The sequence below is a fragment of the Buchnera aphidicola (Chaetogeoica yunlongensis) genome (assembly GCA_039829965.1).
Taxonomy (GTDB): Bacteria; Pseudomonadota; Gammaproteobacteria; order Enterobacterales; family Enterobacteriaceae; genus Buchnera_B; species Buchnera_B aphidicola_BA.
In genome coordinates this window covers 146,380-166,261 of the sequence record CP139909.1, presented here as the reverse complement: position 1 = coordinate 166,261, position 19,882 = coordinate 146,380, and the positions used below count along the sequence as shown (strand labels likewise).

The 19,882-nt window shown below is 26.5% G+C and carries 16 protein-coding genes; 6 read left to right on the top strand and 10 right to left on the bottom strand.

Going from position 1 to position 19,882, the window contains the following annotated elements; translation table 11 throughout:
• Positions 1-39: 39 nt before the first annotated feature.
• The 9 genes from UAR70_00755 to ndhC form a co-directional block, all read right to left on the bottom strand.
• The gene (locus tag UAR70_00755; protein XBC39877.1) at positions 40-537 is read right to left on the bottom strand and encodes an NADH-quinone oxidoreductase subunit J; all 498 of its coding nucleotides are present in this window, start codon (positions 535-537) and stop codon (positions 40-42) included.
• Between the two features lie 11 nt (positions 538-548).
• Entirely contained in the window at positions 549-1,091 is a 543-nt protein-coding gene (nuoI, locus tag UAR70_00750) for an NADH-quinone oxidoreductase subunit NuoI (GenBank protein ID XBC39876.1), read from the bottom strand.
• Positions 1,092-1,108: 17 nt separating this feature from the next.
• Entirely contained in the window at positions 1,109-2,077 is a 969-nt protein-coding gene (gene nuoH / locus UAR70_00745; protein XBC39875.1) for an NADH-quinone oxidoreductase subunit NuoH, read from the bottom strand.
• Positions 2,074-4,794 (bottom strand): NADH-quinone oxidoreductase subunit NuoG, encoded by a 2,721-nt coding sequence (gene nuoG, locus UAR70_00740; protein XBC39874.1) that lies wholly within the window; start codon positions 4,792-4,794, stop codon positions 2,074-2,076. The genes nuoH and nuoG overlap by 4 nt, the downstream gene beginning before the upstream one ends.
• Before the next feature lie 115 nt (positions 4,795-4,909).
• Positions 4,910-6,241, bottom strand: coding sequence for an NADH-quinone oxidoreductase subunit NuoF (gene nuoF / locus UAR70_00735; protein ID XBC39873.1), 1,332 nt, complete (start codon positions 6,239-6,241; stop codon positions 4,910-4,912).
• A complete protein-coding gene (gene nuoE / locus UAR70_00730; GenBank protein XBC39872.1) occupies positions 6,238-6,747 on the bottom strand; it encodes an NADH-quinone oxidoreductase subunit NuoE in 510 nt (169 codons plus the stop codon). Before nuoE ends, nuoF begins: the two co-directional genes overlap by 4 nt.
• A 7-nt stretch (positions 6,748-6,754) precedes the next feature.
• Positions 6,755-8,548 (bottom strand): NADH-quinone oxidoreductase subunit C/D, encoded by a 1,794-nt coding sequence (gene nuoC / locus UAR70_00725; GenBank protein ID XBC39871.1) that lies wholly within the window; start codon positions 8,546-8,548, stop codon positions 6,755-6,757.
• An 83-nt stretch (positions 8,549-8,631) separates the two neighbouring features.
• Positions 8,632-9,306: an NADH-quinone oxidoreductase subunit B family protein gene (locus tag UAR70_00720; GenBank protein XBC39870.1), complete on the bottom strand. Its 675-nt coding sequence runs from the start codon at positions 9,304-9,306 to the stop codon at positions 8,632-8,634.
• 30 nt (positions 9,307-9,336) lie between these two features.
• Positions 9,337-9,732, bottom strand: coding sequence for an NADH-quinone oxidoreductase subunit A (gene ndhC / locus UAR70_00715; GenBank protein ID XBC39869.1), 396 nt, complete (start codon positions 9,730-9,732; stop codon positions 9,337-9,339).
• Between the two features lie 268 nt (positions 9,733-10,000).
• On the opposite strand from ndhC, the gene dnaK reads away from it, so the two are divergent.
• Together dnaK and dnaJ are read left to right on the top strand one after the other, a co-directional pair.
• Entirely contained in the window at positions 10,001-11,920 is a 1,920-nt protein-coding gene (gene dnaK / locus UAR70_00710; GenBank protein ID XBC39868.1) for a molecular chaperone DnaK, read from the top strand.
• Between the two features lie 120 nt (positions 11,921-12,040).
• Positions 12,041-13,195: a molecular chaperone DnaJ gene (gene dnaJ / locus UAR70_00705; GenBank protein ID XBC39867.1), complete on the top strand. Its 1,155-nt coding sequence runs from the start codon at positions 12,041-12,043 to the stop codon at positions 13,193-13,195.
• A 73-nt stretch (positions 13,196-13,268) separates the two neighbouring features.
• Here dnaJ and rpsT read toward each other — a convergent pair whose 3' ends face one another.
• A complete protein-coding gene (gene rpsT / locus UAR70_00700; GenBank protein XBC39866.1) occupies positions 13,269-13,532 on the bottom strand; it encodes a 30S ribosomal protein S20 in 264 nt (87 codons plus the stop codon).
• A 459-nt stretch (positions 13,533-13,991) separates the two neighbouring features.
• On the opposite strand from rpsT, the gene ileS reads away from it, so the two are divergent.
• The 4 genes from ileS to carA all read left to right on the top strand — a co-directional run bounded on the left by ileS (position 13,992) and on the right by carA (position 19,862).
• A complete protein-coding gene (gene ileS / locus UAR70_00695) occupies positions 13,992-16,805 on the top strand; it encodes an isoleucine--tRNA ligase (protein ID XBC39865.1) in 2,814 nt (937 codons plus the stop codon).
• Positions 16,805-17,278, top strand: coding sequence for a signal peptidase II (gene lspA, locus UAR70_00690; protein XBC39864.1), 474 nt, complete (start codon positions 16,805-16,807; stop codon positions 17,276-17,278). The genes ileS and lspA overlap by 1 nt, the downstream gene beginning before the upstream one ends.
• 472 nt (positions 17,279-17,750) lie before the next feature.
• On the top strand, positions 17,751-18,569 hold the full coding sequence (dapB, locus tag UAR70_00685; GenBank protein XBC39863.1) for a 4-hydroxy-tetrahydrodipicolinate reductase: 819 nt from the start codon (positions 17,751-17,753) through the stop codon (positions 18,567-18,569).
• Between the two features lie 147 nt (positions 18,570-18,716).
• The gene (carA, locus tag UAR70_00680) at positions 18,717-19,862 is read left to right on the top strand and encodes a glutamine-hydrolyzing carbamoyl-phosphate synthase small subunit (protein XBC39862.1); all 1,146 of its coding nucleotides are present in this window, start codon (positions 18,717-18,719) and stop codon (positions 19,860-19,862) included.
• Positions 19,863-19,882 lie beyond the last annotated feature (20 nt).

Genomic DNA, 19,882 nt, shown 5'->3' with positions numbered 1-19,882 from the left:
AATTTATTTAACATGTTCAAATTTTAAAATAAATATATACTATAAATGTTTAACTTTTCCAAGATGAAAAACAATAACCAACGCACATAATAATACTAAAGAAGATAATTCAACAACCCACAAATAATCGCTAAATAATTTAATTCCTACTAATTTAGCACTAATATTCATCAAAATTATTTTTTTTTCATAAAAAAATGATAAAACATAAGATATAAACAATATTGAAATTGAAATTACAAAAATATTTTTTAAATAAAAAACTATTCTTTTAAATAATGATTGTATGTTTTGAAAACTAGGTTTCTTAAAATCAAATATCATTATAACGAAAATAAATAATACCATAATAGCACCTGCATAAATTATTACCTCTATAACAGCTGCAAAAATAGCACCTAAAGAAAAAAACACACATGACGTAGATAAAAAAGAAATTATTAAATACAACAATGTATACATGAAGTTTTTACTAAAAATAGCAAAAATAGTAGATATTATTGTAACTAAACTAAAAATATAAAAAAAAAATTCCATAAAAATATCCTTTACGGTAATAATGTTTTTACATCAATGGGGTTAGACTCAAAGTTTAATTCTCCTTTTTTTTTCATATCAGTTTCTACACCAGAAAATTTATAAAAATCGTAATCCAAATACTTTCCCTGTCCAGAAATTAATAAATCACATTTTTCATACACCAAATCTTTTCTCTTATATTCAGACAATTCTACATCTGGAATTAATTGAATTGCTGCAGTAGGACAAGCTTCTTCACATAATCCACAAAAAATACATCTAGATAAGTTAATTCTAAAAATTTTTGGGTACCATTTCTTAGTTTTTGACACAGATTTTTGCAAAGAAATACAACTAACTGGGCAAACAGCAGCACACAAACCACAAGCGACACAACGTTCTTCACCATTTTTATTACTAGATAATATAATTCTTCCTCTATATCTAGATGATAAAGGTATAGCATGCTCAGGATATAATTGTGTTTCACGTCTCGAAAAAACATTTACAAAAGTCAACCAAATACTTCTTATTTGACTTGATATAAATAACAATACTTGACTTAAAATCATAAATATCATCCAAAAAATTAATACAACATAGTCAAAGAAGTGATAATTAAATTTATTAATGTTAATGGAAAACAAAACTTCCATCCAAACAAAATCATTTTATCATATCTTGGTCTAGGAATAGACGCACGAATCAAGATAAATATCATTGAAAAAAATAATATTTTAAATAAAAAACATAAACCCGAAGAAATTATAGGACCAAACCAACCTCCAAAAAACATAGCAGATATCAAGCTAGAAACTACAATTATAGAAATATATTCACCAATAAAAAACAAACCAAACTTTATACCAGAATATTCTATATGATAACCATCAGCTAATTCTTGTTCTGATTCCGGTTGATCGAATGGATGACGATGACATAATGCTAGTCCAGCTATAAAAAAGGTTATAAAACCAAAAAATTGTGGAATCACATTCCAAGTAGTTATTTGACTATTTACAATATCAATCATATTATAAGAACGCGCTCTAACAACAACACCCATACAAGACAATCCTAAAAAAATTTCATAAGAAAGTGTTTGAGCTGTAGCACGAATAGATCCCAACAACGCATATTTATTATTACTAGACCAACCTGCTAACAAAATAGAATAAACAGATAAAGACGCTAACATTAAAAAAAACAAAACACCAATATCTAAATTAATAATTAAAATATTAGCACTAAAAGGGATAATAGTAATCACCCATAATAATGAAATAAAAGCTAATACTGGAGATAATAAAAATATATATTTCTTACTAAAAGAGGGTATCCAATCTTCTTTAAAAAATAATTTTATCATATCTGCTACAACTTGTAATATTCCTTTCCAACCTACTCTATTAGGACCATAACGATTTTGTAACAAACCTAACACTTTGCGTTCAATTACACTCATCATAGATGCAAAAATCAATACACTTAATAAAATCATTATTGATTGAAAAATACAAACAGCAATTTCTACCGAATTTTTAGATAAAGAAATCATGTAATTATCTTCCGCAATACTTTTATTTTTTGATCAGCTAAAAAAAATGGAAAATTAGGAATACCTAAAGGTAAACCTAATTGACCTTGTTGAAATTTATCAGATAATCTTATTTTTATTACAAAAATCTGATTTAAACACAAAAATTCTATTGTAGAACCTGATGTTATAGATAATTTGTTTGCATCTGTTACATTCATTATACCAATTGAAATCAATATATTTTCTTTTACTACTGGAGACTCTTGAGATAGCTCATTATTACAAAACAAAATATAATAAGGTACAATTAAATATTCACTTTTTTCAAATTTTTGCACGACTTGTGATTCTAATTTATAATATGGTAATAAACTTCCTTCTGATTTTTTAAATAAAATTCTTCCATAATGTCCATGGTCAATTTTTTTAAATTTATTCCATGCTTGAGAAGAATTCCATCCTGGTTTCCAAGAAAAAGGAATATAAGTAGAATAATCTGAAATATTTTGACATCCTTCCATAGAAAAAGAAAACATAGTATCCACATCTTGAGGTTGTTTAGGCTCGTGAATGTTAATGTTCGAATACATAGCTGTTCTACCACTAATTCGATGAGGAGACCTAGCTAATTTTTGCTTTAAAATTTTAAAATCAGAAGTTGGAGAAACATTTTTTAATTCTTTAAAATCAAAAAACTGAGATGAAATATCACTAATAACATTATCTAATGATAACCAATGAACATTTTTCTTATATAATTGACAATATAAAACATGTAACCATCTCCAACTAGCTAACACACATCTATTTTTACCATAAAATTTAGCTTCATAAACTTGAAAAAATCGTTGTGCACGTCCTTCATAATTAACTACCGTACCAGATTGCTCAAAACTATTACATGCTGGAATAGCCATATCAGCTTTTTTTAAAGTACGAGTACTAATATGATCTATTACAATAGTAAAACGTGATAATTTAAATACAGTATCTACAATAGATTCTGGTAAATATCTATACAAATCATTTTCTAAAATTATTATTTGATTAACTTTTTTTAACATTACTTTGTCAATTATTTCTTCTATAGATAATCCTCCTAATAAACTTACACCTAAAGAATTAGCACTAGACGATAATAAAATTAATCCAGAATCTTTTCCTTGATCTTTTAATATTTTTGCTATATTAAAAGATATTTTAATAAAATCTGCATTATGAGAATGAGAACCAGAAATCAATAATGGGCGTTTAGACGATATCAATGCTTGTGCTACTTTTTTTGAAAAATTAATCGCTTGTTGAGTTAATATAGTATTATCTTTAAAATCATTCTTAAGATATCTATACACTTCTATACCTATAGATATTTGGTCAGATATAGAAGAAAAATAACTTTCATCAGAAATATCATCTAAAGCTGATTTATCAATGTTCATAATAAATAATTTATTGTTTCTATTTATAGAACTATTTTTTATAGCTTCAGAATGCCATATAGGAATATCTTTAAATGATACTCTTGCTTTACTATCTTTTTTCATGCATTGTCTAATAGATAAAGCAATCAATGGAGAAGTTTGTGTAATATCTTCACCTAAAATAAAAATTGTATCATAATTTTCTATTTCTCTTAATGTTGGAATATGAATTTGACCACATTTTAAAATACTTTTAATTAACATCAAACATTCGTGTTCTTTTTTTAATACACCTATAGAAAAATTTTCTATACCAACTAATTTTTGTAAAGCAAAATTATTTTCTACTGAAGCTCGACAAGAACCTATCCCAATAATTTTTGAAGAAATTTTAAGTTTTTGTGAAACTTTTTTTATAGTTTCATCTACATTTAAAAAAGTTTGTTCATGATTTTGATAACGATAAATCGGATTTTTTAAACGAGTACTAACATTAGAATAATCATAACTAAATCTACCCATATCGCACAAAAAATAATGATTAAGACTATTGTGATATCTATTTTCTACACGACATATTTTTCCAAATTTTTCTCCTATACTAACATTACATCCTAAAGAACAATGTTGGCACACACTTGGAGAATATTGCATATCCCATTTTCTATTATATCTTTTAGAATACGTTTTATCTGTAAATACTCCAGTAGGACATACTTCTACTAAATTTCCAGAAAATTCACTTTTTAAAAAACCATCTTCTAAACGACCAAAATACACATTTTTTCCAATACCAAAAACACCTAAATCCTTTCCATCGGAATAATCTTTATAATATCTAATACACCTATAACATGAAATACATCGATTCATTTCATGATTAATAAACGGGCCTAAATACTGATTTTTATGAGTTCTTTTAGAAAAACGATAACGACGAATAATATGACTAGTCATTACAGTCATATCTTGAAGATGACAACTACCACCTTCTTCACACACTGGACAATCGTGAGGATGATTAATCATTAAAAGTTCAATAATACCTTTGCGAAAATTGTTAGACATGTCATCATGAGTAGAAATAATTGCTCCATCAACTACTGGAGTCATACAAGACATAACTAGTTGACCTATTGTATCCTCTTTATTATTATATTTTGTAACAGCGCATTGACGACATGCACCTATACTACCTAGAATAGGATGCCAACAAAAATAAGGTATATTAATTCCAGAAGATAAACACGCTTTTAACAAATTATCCGATTGATTTACATTATATTTTTTATTGTCTACAAAAATTATAGCCATAAATAAATTCTATTTCCGTACTAATTAATATATTATTTGATATTATTAATTTTTTATCTTAATTAAAACAAAAAAATTGTTTTATATTTATTTATAAAATAATCATTTACTTTATTTAATTAGAATCAATATTGTTGATATATTTAATTTTTATTTCTGAATTAACATTAATACATAATTCAAATTCAGAACGAAAATATTTCAACGCGCTTTGTAATGGTTCTATCGCTCCAGGAGCATGTGCACAAAATGTACGTCCTGGGCCTAACTGACTACACAATTGTTCTAAAACTATCATATCTTCTCTAGTTCCCAATTTTAATTCAAAAGATCTTAAAATTTGAACAATCCAAGGTAAACCCTCTCTACAAGGAGTACACAATCCACAAGATTCACGAGAAAAAAATTCTTCTATATTCCTAACTAAAGACACCATACTAATAGAATCATCTACAGCCATAGCAAGAGCTGTTCCTAATCTACTACCAACTTTTCTTATACTTTCAAAATCCATAGAAACATCTAAATGTTTATCAGTTAAAAAATCAGTACTAGCTCCTCCAGGCTGCCATGCTTTTAATCGTTTATTGTCTTTCATACCTCCTGCATAATCTTCTAATATCTCTCGAGCAGTAATTCCAAAAGGTACTTCCCATACTCCTGGAAATTTCACCTGTCCTGAAAAACCCATCATCTTTGTACCAGAATCAACACTACTAGATAAACTTTTATACCACTCTATCCCATTTAAAACAATGGCTGGTACATTAGACAGTGTTTCGACGTTATTAACACAAGTTGGTTTGCCCCATAAACCAACATAAGCTGGAAATGGAGGCTTAGCTCTAGGATTTGCTCGTTTTCCTTCTAAAGAATTAATCAATGCAGTTTCTTCACCACAAATATAACGACCAGCGCCTGTATGCAAAAAAATTCCAAAGTCTAAACCAGAACCTAAAACATTTTTTCCTAAATAACCATGAGTTTTTGCTTCTATAATTGATTTTTTTAAAATTTTTTCAACATCTACATACTCTCCTCTTAAAAAAATATAACTATTAGTCACATTTAAAGCATATGAACTAATTAATATTCCTTCTAATAACAAATGAGGAAGATGTTCCATCAAAAATCTATCTTTATAAGTACCCGGTTCCATTTCGTCTGCATTACATAATAAATACCGAACAAAACCATATTCATCACTTAAAGGCGGCATCAAACTCCACTTAACACCTGTAAAAAAACCCGCACCTCCTCGACCCTTTAATCCAGATTCTTTGACCAAATTAATAACTTCTTTTGGTGTCATATTTTTAATAGATTTTTCAAAAGCTAAATATCCATTTTTAGATTTATACTCTTTAATCCAAACTACATTATCTTGTTTAACATTTAAACGCCACGTTAAAGGATGAGTTTCTGGAGTACGTATAATATTTATCATCGATATAATTCCAACAACTTAATTACTGAAAATTCAGTTAAATTAGAATAAAGATCATCGTTTATCATCATAGTAGGTGATTTATCACAATTGCCTAAACAACATATAGGCAATAAAGTAAATCTAAAATCTGTAGTAGTTTGACCAACAATAATATTCAATTCTTTTTCTAAACAATTCTTAATTTTTTCATAACCATTAACATAACAAACCATGCTATCACAATACTTTATTATATTACGCCCAACTGGCTGTCTAAATATTTGACTATAAAACGTTGCTACTTCTTCTACATCGCATTCAGAAATATTAAGAATATTTGCTATTTTAAAAATCGAATCTCTAGAAATCCAACCTCTATGTTTTTGAAAAATTTTTAATACTTCTATTACGCAAGATTTAACATCTTGATCTTTGTAATTTGAAATTACATCAAGTATCTCTGTTTTTTCTTGCAAAGTTAATTCAATTTTATTAATACTAAATTTATTAAACATATTCTTCATATACATTTTAACGATCAACATCAGACATTACAAAATCAATGCTACCTAAATATGCAATTAAGTCTGAAATTAAACTTCCACGAATAACTGACGGTATTTGTTGTAAATGAGGAAAACTAGGCGTTCTAATCCTAGTTCTATAACTCATAGTACTTCCATCACTGATTAAATAATAACTATTTATACCTTTTGTTGCTTCAATCATAGTAAAACTTTCATTTGCTGGTAAAATAGGACCCCAAGACACTTGTAAAAAATGAGAAATCATAGTTTCAATGTGTTGCAATGTTCGATCTTTAGGTGGTGGAGTAGTAAGAGGATGATCTACTTTACAAGCACCTTCTGGCATATTTTCTAAACACTGTTTTAAAATAAATAAACTTTGCCAAATTTCTTCTACCTTTAACATTACCCTAGAATAACAATCACTAATTCCTTCACCTATCGGAACTTCAAAATCAAAATTATGATATCCAGAATATGGCCTTTGTTTTCTAATATCAAAATCCACTCCAGTAGCACGCAATCCAGCTCCTGTTACACCCCAAGATAATGCTTCTCTTTTATCATATTGTGCTATTCCTTTAGAACGACTAATTAAAATACTATTTTTTAATGCTACATTAATATATTTTAATAAACGTTTAGGCATCCAGTCTAAAAATTTCTTTAATAAAATATTCCAACCTTTAGGTAAATCATTAGCCAAACCACCTATTCTGAACCAAGCTGGATGCATTCTCGCACCAGTAATCAATTCAATTAAATCATAAATTTTTTGACGATCAGTAAAAGCTAAAAAAACAGGAGTCATGGCCCCTACATCTTGAATAAAAGTAGAAATAAACAATAAATGACTATTAATTCGAAATAATTCCGATAACATAACACGAATAACTTCTATTTTATTTGATACCCTAATACCAGCTAATTTTTCTACTGACAATATATACGGCATTTCATTAACACATCCCCCTAAATATTCAACACGATCTGTATACGGAATATAATTATGCCACGTTTGACGTTCTCCCATTTTTTCTACACCACGATGATGAAATCCAATATCAGGAATACAATCGATAATTTCTTCTCCATCTAACTGTAAAATAATGCGAAAAGCACCATGAGCCGAAGGATGATTAGGACCTAAATTTAAAAACATATATTTTTTCATTTCATCGTAAGTCATTCCCCATTCTTCTGGCTTAAATCTTAATGATTCCATTTCTACATCTTCTTTATATTTATTTAAAAAAAAAGGAGTAAATTCAGTAGCTCTAGCATGATAATCTTTTCTTAAAGGATAACCTATCCATGTTTTTGGCATAAGAATTCGAGTTAAATTAGGATGACCTACAAAAGAAATACCAAACATATCCCATACTTCTCTTTCATACCAATTAGAATTTGGATATAATTTAGTTAATGTAGGTAAAAATAATTTTTTTTCTAATAATGAAACTTTTAGAATAATATCACTATTTCTACTTATAGAAACAAAATGATAAGATACTGAAAAATGAGAAATAGGTAAATTCTTATTATTTATTCGCAAACGCTCATCAGTACCATATAAATCAAATAACATATTATATGGCTTATCTACTGTTAATAAAAAACTCGCACAATTCAGTAAAATAGAACTATCAATCCATAAAACAATTATATCTGTTAGAGTAGATTGTTTTAAAAAACTAGTTTTGCCAAAAGTATTAAACAATTCTCTTAAAATACATTCATCTTTTAAAATAACTTTCTTAGATAAACTATTACGCTTGTTTTCAATAATTTTTTCCATAAATGACTTATTATCTCATATAAAACATATTTTAAATTTCAATTAAAAATATCTTATAAAAAAATTTTAACTGAAATACTATTTTAAGATTTATCAATAATATTACTATTGCTAACTAAATCACGTTTTTTTCTCAAAACTCTTTTTTGAGAAGAAACGTTTGCTCGATACACACCTTGTTCACCTATAATCCATGACAAAGGGCGCCTTTCTTTTGAAATAGATTTTTGTAATAACATCAAACCATGTATATAAGCTTCTGGTCTAGGAGGACAACCAGGAATATAAACATCTACTGGAAGAAATTTATCTACACCTTGAACTACTGAATAAATATCATACATACCTCCAGAATTAGCGCATGAACCCATAGAAATAACCCATTTAGGTTCTAACATTTGATCATATAAACGTTGAATTATGGGAACCATTTTAATAAATGGAGTTCCGGCTATAACCATAAAATCAGCTTGTCGAGGAGAAGCACGTAAAACTTCAGATCCAAATCTAGATACATCATGAATAGCAGTAAAAGAAGTAGCCATTTCTACATAACAACAAGATAAACCAAAATTATATGGCCAAAGAGAGTTCTTTCTTCCCCAATTTACTAAATTATGCATAAATTTGCTCAATTTTCCCATAAAAACATTCTTCCTAATATACTCTTGAATAGGATCTTGCACTTCAACTTTTTCTTCACAAGGATAATTTTGATCATTATCAATAACATTTATACGTGTTAAAGTATATTTCATATGTTTAAATCATCCAATAATAAATAAAATTCATGTAATACGAGTTTTGTTTTTAGACTTCCAATTCAAAGAATCAGAAGAAACTAAATATATTAATCCCGATAATAAAAATAAGATAAAAACAATTATTTCAAAAAAGCCTATCCATCCACATTCTACAACACTTACTGACCATAAATATAAATATAAAGCTTCAATGTCGAATAATACAAAATAAATAGCTACTAAATAAAATTTAACTGAACAATATATATCAATATTATTAGTTGGTACTATTCCAGATTCAAATGGCGTATGTTTATTTCTGGATCTTGACTTACCGCCTAATATCCAACTAAAAAATAACATGCAACAACAAACCCCAATAGACACAATTAAAAACATAAAAAAAGCCCAAAATTGAGCCTCAAAACTATATTTTGACATAATTAATCAAATCTTTTTAAATAATTTACTATATTCAAACATAATAAACTAATTTATAATATTTTCCTACTGTAATCATAAAAGCACATAATATCTATAATACTTAAATATCCGATTATTAAGTAATATATATGAATTTTTTTTGTTTCAACCTTGATGATTAAAAAAAAGACCCCATCTATTTATTATTCAGAAATATATTTCATTAAAAATAAAAACTGATATGAATAAAATTAACTAACTAAAAATATAAAAAACGGAGAAATAAATGAGCAAAATTATTGGAATCGATTTAGGAACAACTAATTCATGTATTGCTATAATGGATAAAAACGAAGCTCGTGTATTAGAAAATTCTGAAGGAGATAGAACAACTCCATCAATTATCGCATACACTAACGAAAATGAAATATTAGTGGGGAAATCTGCAAAACGACAATCTATAACAAACCCTAAAAATACTTTATTCGCTATTAAACGACTCATTGGAAGAAAATTTACTGATAATGAAGTTCAACGTGACATAAAAATTATGCCATACAAAATAGTTCAATCCGAAAATGGGGATGCATGGATCGATATTAAAAACAAAAAATTAGCACCACCACAAATTTCTGCAGAAGTTCTAAAAAAAATGAAAAAAACTGCAGAAGATTATCTTGGAGAACCAGTAAAAGAAGCAGTAATAACAGTACCTGCATATTTCAATGATGCTCAAAGACAAGCTACTAAAGATGCAGGAAGAATTGCTGGCTTAGAAGTAAAAAGAATTATTAACGAACCAACTGCAGCCGCATTAGCTTATGGATTAGACAAAGGTCAAGGAAATAAAACTATAGCTGTTTATGACTTAGGTGGAGGTACTTTTGATATTTCAATCATTGAAATAGACGACGTAGACAAAGAAAAAACTTTTGAAGTATTGGCTACAAATGGAGATACACATTTGGGAGGTGAAGATTTCGATAATAGATTAATTAACTATCTTGTAAAAGATTTTAAAAAAGATCAAGGAACAGATTTAAGAAATGATCCATTAGCCATGCAAAGATTAAAAGAAGCAGCAGAAAAAGCAAAAATAGAGCTTTCATCTACTCAACAAACAGATGTCAATCTTCCATATATAACCGCTGATGCTAGTGGCCCAAAACACTTGAATATAAAAGTAACTAGATCTAAATTAGAATCATTAGTAGAAGATTTAATCGTACGTTCCATAGAACCACTAAAAACCGCTTTAAAAGATGCAAAATTATCCACTTCTGATATTAACGATGTAATATTAGTCGGCGGACAAACTAGAATGCCTATGGTACAAAAAAAAGTAGCTGAATTTTTTAACAAAGAACCTAGAAAAGATATAAATCCAGATGAAGCAGTTGCTGTAGGAGCTGCTGTACAAGGAGGAGTATTATCCGGAGAAGTAAAAGACGTACTATTATTAGATGTCACTCCATTATCATTAGGAATCGAAACTATGGGTGGAGTAATGACTACTTTAATTAGCAAAAATACAACAGTACCAACAAAACATAGTCAAATATTCTCTACTGCCGAAGATAATCAAACTGCAGTGACTATACATGTATTACAAGGAGAAAGAAAAAGAGCTAACAATAACAAATCACTAGGACAATTCAATTTAGATGGAATTCAACCAGCTCCAAGAGGTACATCACAAATAGAAGTAACATTTGATATTGATACTGATGGTATTTTACATGTTTCAGCAAAAGATAAAAACACAGGAAAAGAACAAAAAATAACAATTAAAGCCTCTTCTGGATTAAGTGAAACTGAAATAAAAAAAATGATTTCAGATGCCGAAGAAAATTCTGAATCTGATCTAAAATTTGAAGAATTAGTGAAAATAAGAAACCAAGGAGATCAAATATCTCATAGTACTAAAAAACAACTAAAAGATTTAGAATCAAAAATTAATCAAACAGACAAAGAACAAATTATTTCAGCACTTAGCAAGCTAGATAATTCCTTAAAAGGAGAAAACAAAGCTGAAATAGAAAAAAATATACAAGAAGTAATAACCATCTCAACTAAACTTGTTGAAAATAATAAAAATCAACCTAAATCAGACACTGATGACATTAAAAATAAAAACTCATCACAAAAATCTGAAGATAACGTAGTCGATGCTGAATTCGAAGAAGTAAAAGATAAAAAAAAATAAATAGTATACAATAAATAAATTCATGCGAAATAATAAAGAAATAAAAGTATATCAAGTAAGATCACACGAGCATAAATAAAATTCATGCTCGTGATGTACATATAAGATCAGGAAACAATAATGTCCAAACAAGACTATTACCAAATTTTAGGAGTTGAACAATCAGCAAGCGAACGAGAAATAAAACGAGCATATAAAAAACTCGCTATGAAATATCATCCAGATAGAAATCAAGGCAATAAAAATTCAGAAGAAAAATTTAAAAAAATAAAATCAGCATATGAAATTTTAACAGATAAAGATAAAAGATCTGCTTACGATCAATACGGACATGCAGCATTTGAACAAGGAAATACAGGAAATTATAGTGATAGTAATACGTTTACACACAGCTTTAGTAGTACATCTGATTTCAGTGATATTTTTGGAGATGTCTTTGGAGATATTTTTGGAGGTAATAGAAAAAAAAACTCTAAACAAAAAGGATCAGATTTAAGTTATAATATGACTATAACTCTAGAAGAAGCTGTTAAAGGCACAATAAAAAAAATAAACATCCCCGTCCTCCAAAAATGTCCTATATGTCATGGTTATGGTACACAATCAAGAGAACAACCTCAAACTTGTCCAACATGTAGAGGTCATGGACAAGTACAAATGAGAAAAGGTTTTTTTACTGTACAACAAACCTGTCCTCAATGCCGAGGAAAGGGTAATTTTATTACCTCACCATGTCGAAATTGTAAAGGTCATGGAAGAACAGAACAACCAAAAAAATTATCTATTAATATTCCTCCTGGTATAGATACAAACGATAAAATTCGCTTAAATCAAGAAGGAGAAGTCGGAACATACGGAGCTCCATCAGGAGATTTATATATTAAAATTAACGTAAAACCACATTCTATTTTTGAACGCAATGAAAATAATTTACATTGTGAAATACCAATAAGCTTTTTCATGGCAACACTTGGAGGAGAAATCGAAGTTCCAACACTAGATAAAAAAGTTAAATTAAAAATTCCACCTGAAACACAATCAGGAAAATTACTAAGAATACGAGGAAAAGGAGTAAAATCAATTAGAAATAGTAGACAAGGAGACTTACTTTGCCGAATTATAGTAGAAACTCCTGTAAATTTAAATACACAACAAAAAAATCTCTTACACAAACTTGAAGAAAACTTCAATAAATGTAAAGATGAAGAAAATAGGCCTAAATCAAAAAGATTTTTTGACGGTGTAAAAAAATTTTTTGATGATCTAACAACATGAATGTTTAACATTGCTTCCATAAAAAAATATGGAAGCAAATAAATAAATAAAATATAATAAATATGCTCTTATATCAATTTAAATTATTAATTTTACGTTTTAAAATAGATTTATGTCTAGCTGCTTTATTTTTATGAATTAAACCCTTGGTAGCATATCTATCCAAAATAGGTTGCATTTTGCTAAATTCTAATTCAGATTTAGATTTATCACCAGATGATATTGCTATTTTAACTCGTTTTATAAACGTTCTAATCATAGATTTTCTACTTGCGTTAAAACATCTCTTACTTTTTGATCTCAATGCATCTTTTTTAGATGATTTTATATTTGCCATAATAAATTTCCGTTCAAAATAAAAAAAATATTCATTTTAAAAAATATTTTTATAATTTAAAAATTAAAAAATACACACTAATTTCAAAAAAACTAGCCATATTAAATTAATTTTAAAAATATACATTATTATGTTCAATTAAAAAATACTAATTACATAAGTTTTATTATCTTAATCAAATGAATGCTAAATTATAAATCTATTAAAAATTGTTAAAAATACAATACACAATTCTAAAAAATTAATCCTAAAAATAAAAAATTTCTTTTAAAAATAAAAATAATAATAGAATAATTTTTGCTATTTTTATTAAATTTAAATATTAACTCACTAAAATTGAAAAATATTTTTAAATTTAAAAAAATAAAAAACCTTTTAATATTCACTTCAAAGTACTTAAAACATTAGATATACTAAAATTCATTAAATATTAAAATCTACATTTAAGCGATAAATAAAATGACAAACTATAAAGAAACATTAAATCTACCAAAAACAAAATTTTCTATGAAAGCCAATTTACCAAAAAAAGAACTATCTATTTTAAAAAAATGGAATGAAAATAAAATTTATTTTTTAATAAATCAAAATAAAGCGCATAAAAAAAATTTTTTTTTAAATGATGGACCTCCATACGCAAATGGAAATATTCATATTGGACATGCAGTTAATAAAATTCTAAAAGATATTATTATTAAATATAAATCTCTATCAGGATATAATATATATTATACACCGTCTTGGGATTGCCATGGACTACCTATTGAACATCAAATAGAAAAAAAAAATAAATATGTTAATCAAGAATTTACAAAAAAAAATTTTAGAGATGAATGCAGAAAATATGCCCTAAAACAAGTCAATCTTCAAAAATCAGACTTTATACGACTAGGAATATTCGGAGATTGGGAAAATTCATATTTAACCATGAACCAAAAAAATGAAGCTAACATTGTTAAATCGTTAATAAAAATGGTAGAACTAGGATATATATACAAAGATTTTAAACCTGTTCATTGGTGCATTAACTGTCAATCATCACTAGCAGAAGCCGAAGTGGAATATCAAAAAAAATCATCTATTTCAATAATAATAAAACTAAAACTCATCAATAAAAACATTATACTAAAATCATTTAACATAAATTCTTTAAATAAAGAAATATATTTAACTATCTGGACTACCACACCATGGACTATACCTGCATGTAAAGCTATTGCAATTCATCCTAATTTACAGTATCAATTAATTGATATAGAAAATTGTATATTAATAATATCACAAAATCTTGTACATAATACCATTAAAAAAATAGGAATTAAACAATGGAAAATATTATATACAATTTCAGGAGAAAAACTTCTTAATACAAAATTTTTACATCCATTTTTAAATATCCATATTCCAACTATACTAGGTGAACATGTAACTCAAAATTTAGGAACAGGAGCAGTTCATACCGCTCCTGAATTTGGTCATGATGATTATTATATTTGTAAAAAAAACAATATTAACTTCGAAAAAACAATTGATGGAAAAGGTAATTTTAAAAAACACATTCACCCTAAATTAAATGGAATAAATATATTCAATTCCATTCCAATAATTTTAGAATTGTTAAAAAATAATAATTCACTACTAAATAATGAAAAATTTATCCATAATTATCCTTACTGTTGGAGACATAAAACTCCTATAATTTCCCGTGCAACTCAACAATTATTTATTAACATTAATCATAAAAATTTAAGACAACGTTGTATAGAATATATCCAAACAGTAGCATGGATCCCTAAATGGAGCAAAAAAAAAATGATAGATATGATCACATGTAGACCTGATTGGTGCATTTCAAGACAAAGAATATGGGGAGTACCTATTCCACTTTTTATTCATAAAAAAACAGGAAAATTTCATCCAAATACTTCAAAATTTTCTAAAAAAATTATTCAAAATATAGAAAACCATGGAATTCAATCATGGTTTGACATTGATAAAAAATCATTATTAGGAAAAAATCATTCTGAATACAAAAAAATAGAAGATGTAATTGATGTTTGGTTTGAATCTGGGTCTATAAAAATATCAAATATATACAATAAAATAAAACAAAAAAACGATATATCTGATATTTGTATAGAAGGATTGGATCAGCATAGAGGTTGGTTTATGTCATCTCTAATTATTTCTACGGCAACAAACAATCAAACACCTTATAAAACCGTAATTACCCACGGATTTGTAGTAGATGAGTACAGAAAAAAAATGTCAAAATCTATTGGAAACACAATCAATCCTACAGATATCGTAAATACATTAGGCGCTGACATATTAAGGTTATGGACAGCTTCAACAAATTACTCTAAAGAAATGTCAATTTCTAAAAATACATTAGCACACATCTCTGATTACTATCGAAGAATTAGAAATACTGCTAGATTTCTTTTAGCTAATTTACACGAATTCAATCCAAAAAAAAACTGTATTCCATCACATAAAATGATCAAAATAGATAAATGGGCCATAAGTCAAACATTATATATTCAAAAAAAAATAATTAGCTGCTATAAAAAATACGAATTTCACGAAATTGTAAAATATATAATGAACTTTTGCTCTATAAATATGGGATCTTTCTATTTAGAAATAATAAAAGATAGACAATATACTACAAAATCTAATAGTATATCTAGAAGAAGTTGTCAAACCGCTATGTATTTAATTTTAAATGCTTTTATAAAATGGATTGCTCCCATCTTATCATTCACTGCTGATGAAATATGGAGTCATCTACCAAAAAATAAAAACGACTCTGTATTTCTAGAAAAATGGTCTAATGATCTATTTCACATAAGTAATTTAGAAACAATGAATGATGACTATTGGAATCAACTATTAACTATTAAAAATGAAGTAAATAAAGCACTAGAAGAAGCTAGAAAAAACAAAATACTAGGAAATTCTCTAGATGCATCTATTGTACTATACGTAGATAATCAAACAGAATATAATTTAAAATTACTTGAGAACGAATTAAAATTTTTATTTATAGTTTCTGAAGTAAAAATAAAAAAATTTAAAAAATCTGTACATCATACCTTATCAAATAATATTTTAAAAAATTTTAACATACACATAAAAAAAATGCACGGAAACAAATGTCCAAGATGTTGGCATATAATATCTACACTAAAAACAGCACAAAACTCTGAACTTTGTACACGTTGCATTTTAAATACAATTGGACCAGGTGAAATACGTAAATTTTTATAATGAAAATATCATTTATACATTATCGTTTAATACTATTATTTTTTATAATTTTTAGCATAGTTTCATTAGACAGGATTAGCAAAAATTGGATTACTAAAACACTTTCACTCTATGATTCTATACCCATAACTAAAATTATAAATATATTTTATGTTCGAAATTACGGAATAGCATTTAATATACTGTCGAATAATAACATAGGACAAAAATATTTATTATGTTCAATATGTATTATTTCAATACTAATTTTATTTAAAATAATGCATTCACTAGTAAAAAAAAATATTTCTTATAATATTCCCTATACATTAATTGTAAGCGGAGCAATAGGAAATCTTATAGATCGATTTTATTTTGGATACGTAATAGATTTTATAGATTTACATATTCAAAATCAACATTTTGCTACATTTAATATAGCTGATATTAGCATTTTTTTAGGTGCTTTTCTATTTTTACTAATAAAAAATTAATTTTACTAAAATATTTAAAAACTTCATCGTCAATAATATACATATATTTTTTGATATTAAAAATAGAAGGTATAAAATTTTTATATTATTTAATATTTGTAACAATTTAAAATATATTACTGTAAACATGTATAACAATAAAAGTTTAAAATCAATATACTTAAAAAATATAACCACTCATTACTGACAATATTAAAAAATAAAACCATTACTATTAAAACAAATGTTTTTTTAAAAAATTTTTTAATTTATGAATACTAAAAATATTTAATAAATAATCTTACATAAAACAATATATATTACGTAACGTCAACTTTTATTAAAATATAAATATTCATTAAAAAACAAAAAACACAACAATTAATAAAATTATTCATTAAGTTAAATTAATAAAATGAACTAAATAATAAATTAAAATTAAAATTTATATCTAACCCTTATATTCAAATAACACTAAAGGAAATACATTATTATGACAAAACAAATATTAAAGATAGCTATTTCAGGAGCCTTAGGAAGAATGGGTAAAATTCTAATTAAAACAATAAAAAATAAAAAAAACATTTCTTTAACTACAGCCATAGTAAAAAAAAAATCACCTTATCTTCAACAAGATATAGGACTAGTTACTAATATTGGTAAAATAGGAATACCAATTACAGATTCTATAAAACGTCATTTAAAACAATTTAATATACTTATAGACTTCACAAATCCAAAAACAACATTAGAAAATTTAGAAATTTGCGCTAAAAGCAACAAAAATATAATCATAGGAACAACAGGCTTTACTAAATCAGAACAAAAAAAAATTGAAAATTTTTCTAAAAGCATAGGAATCGTTCAATCATCAAATTATAGCATTGGTATTAATTTAATAATGAATTTATTAGAAAAAACAACCAAAATACTAGGCGAAAACTTTGATATTGAAATTATTGAAGCACACCATAATCAAAAAATAGATTCTCCCTCTGGAACAGCTATAGCAATAGGAAAAAAAATATGTAAAACAATGAATTGGAATTTTGAAGAAAAAGCTGTCTATGCAAGAAAAACAAGAAATATCCCAAGAACCAAAAACGAAATCGGATTTTCTACTATACGCGCAGGTAATATTATTGGGGAACATAAAATTATTTTTGCTAATTCTGATGAACATATTGAAATAAAACATAAAGCAATAACTAGATCTATTTTTGCTAAAGGAGCAATTCATGCTGCATTATGGTTATTTAAACAAAATAATCTTACTGGATTATATAATATGAATGACGTGCTTAAAATTTAATATCATTCAAAAATTATTTTTAAAATTAACTAAAATAAACAAATATTTATTTAATTTATAATTACATTAATAAAATAAAAATTTGTCCAAAACAATAAAAACAATTTATCCATCTAAATATACTAATCTAATAAGAGAGAAAATATTTTGGAAAAATCTGCAACACTTATTTTAAAAGATGGAAATGTATTCTATGGAAAATCTATCGGAGTTCAAGGAGAAACATATGGTGAAGTTGTTTTTAATACCTCCATGACAGGATACCAAGAAATTCTAACAGATCCATCTTATTCTAATCAAATCATTACATTTACAAGTCCACATATAGGAAATGTAGGAATCAATAAATACGATCAAGAATCTTCAATGATTCATGCAAAAGGATTAATTATCAAAGAACTTTCCAAAATTTATAGCAATTATAGAAGCCAAACTAGTTTATCAAAATACTTATTTGATCAAAAAATAATAGCAATATCTAATATAGATACACGGAAACTAACTCGAATACTAAGAATTACAGGTTCACAATACGGATGTATTATCACAAAAAAAATTTGCGATATTAAAAATATATTGAATAAAATAGAAAAATTAAAATTTACTACTAAAAATCAAGATTTAGTAAAAAACATTAGCACAAAAAAAATATATACGTGGAATAAAAAATCAATAAATATTTATTCTAATCGAACTCAACACACAAAAACAAAACAAAAAATATGGCACGTAATTGTATATGATTTTGGAATAAAACAAAATATACTAAGAATGTTAACCGATAGACATTGTTATCTAACAGTCATACCTGCAAATACACCTGCTGAGAAAGCATTAGAATTACTTCCAGATGGAATTTTTCTCTCTAATGGACCAGGAGATCCGAGACCATGCAAATATGCTATACAAACTATTAATATGTTTTTAAAAATAAATATTCCTATATTTGGAATTTGTCTCGGACATCAACTATTAGCATTAGCAAGTGGAGCCGAAATAACTAAGATGAAATTTGGACATCACGGCGGAAATCATCCAGTACAAGAAATACAATCAAAAAATGTGATAATTACTTCTCAAAATCATAATTTTACAGTAAATCCTAAAAGCCTCTCTAAAAATATGAAAATTACTCATATTTCTTTATTCGACGGAACTATACAAGGTTTATGCAGAACAGATAAAAATGCTTTTAGTTTTCAAGGACATCCAGAAGCTAGTCCTGGACCTCACGATGCCATGAAACTATTTGATCAATTCATAACACTTATGAAAAATACACATGTGTCATAAAAAATTAATTATTTAGGAAA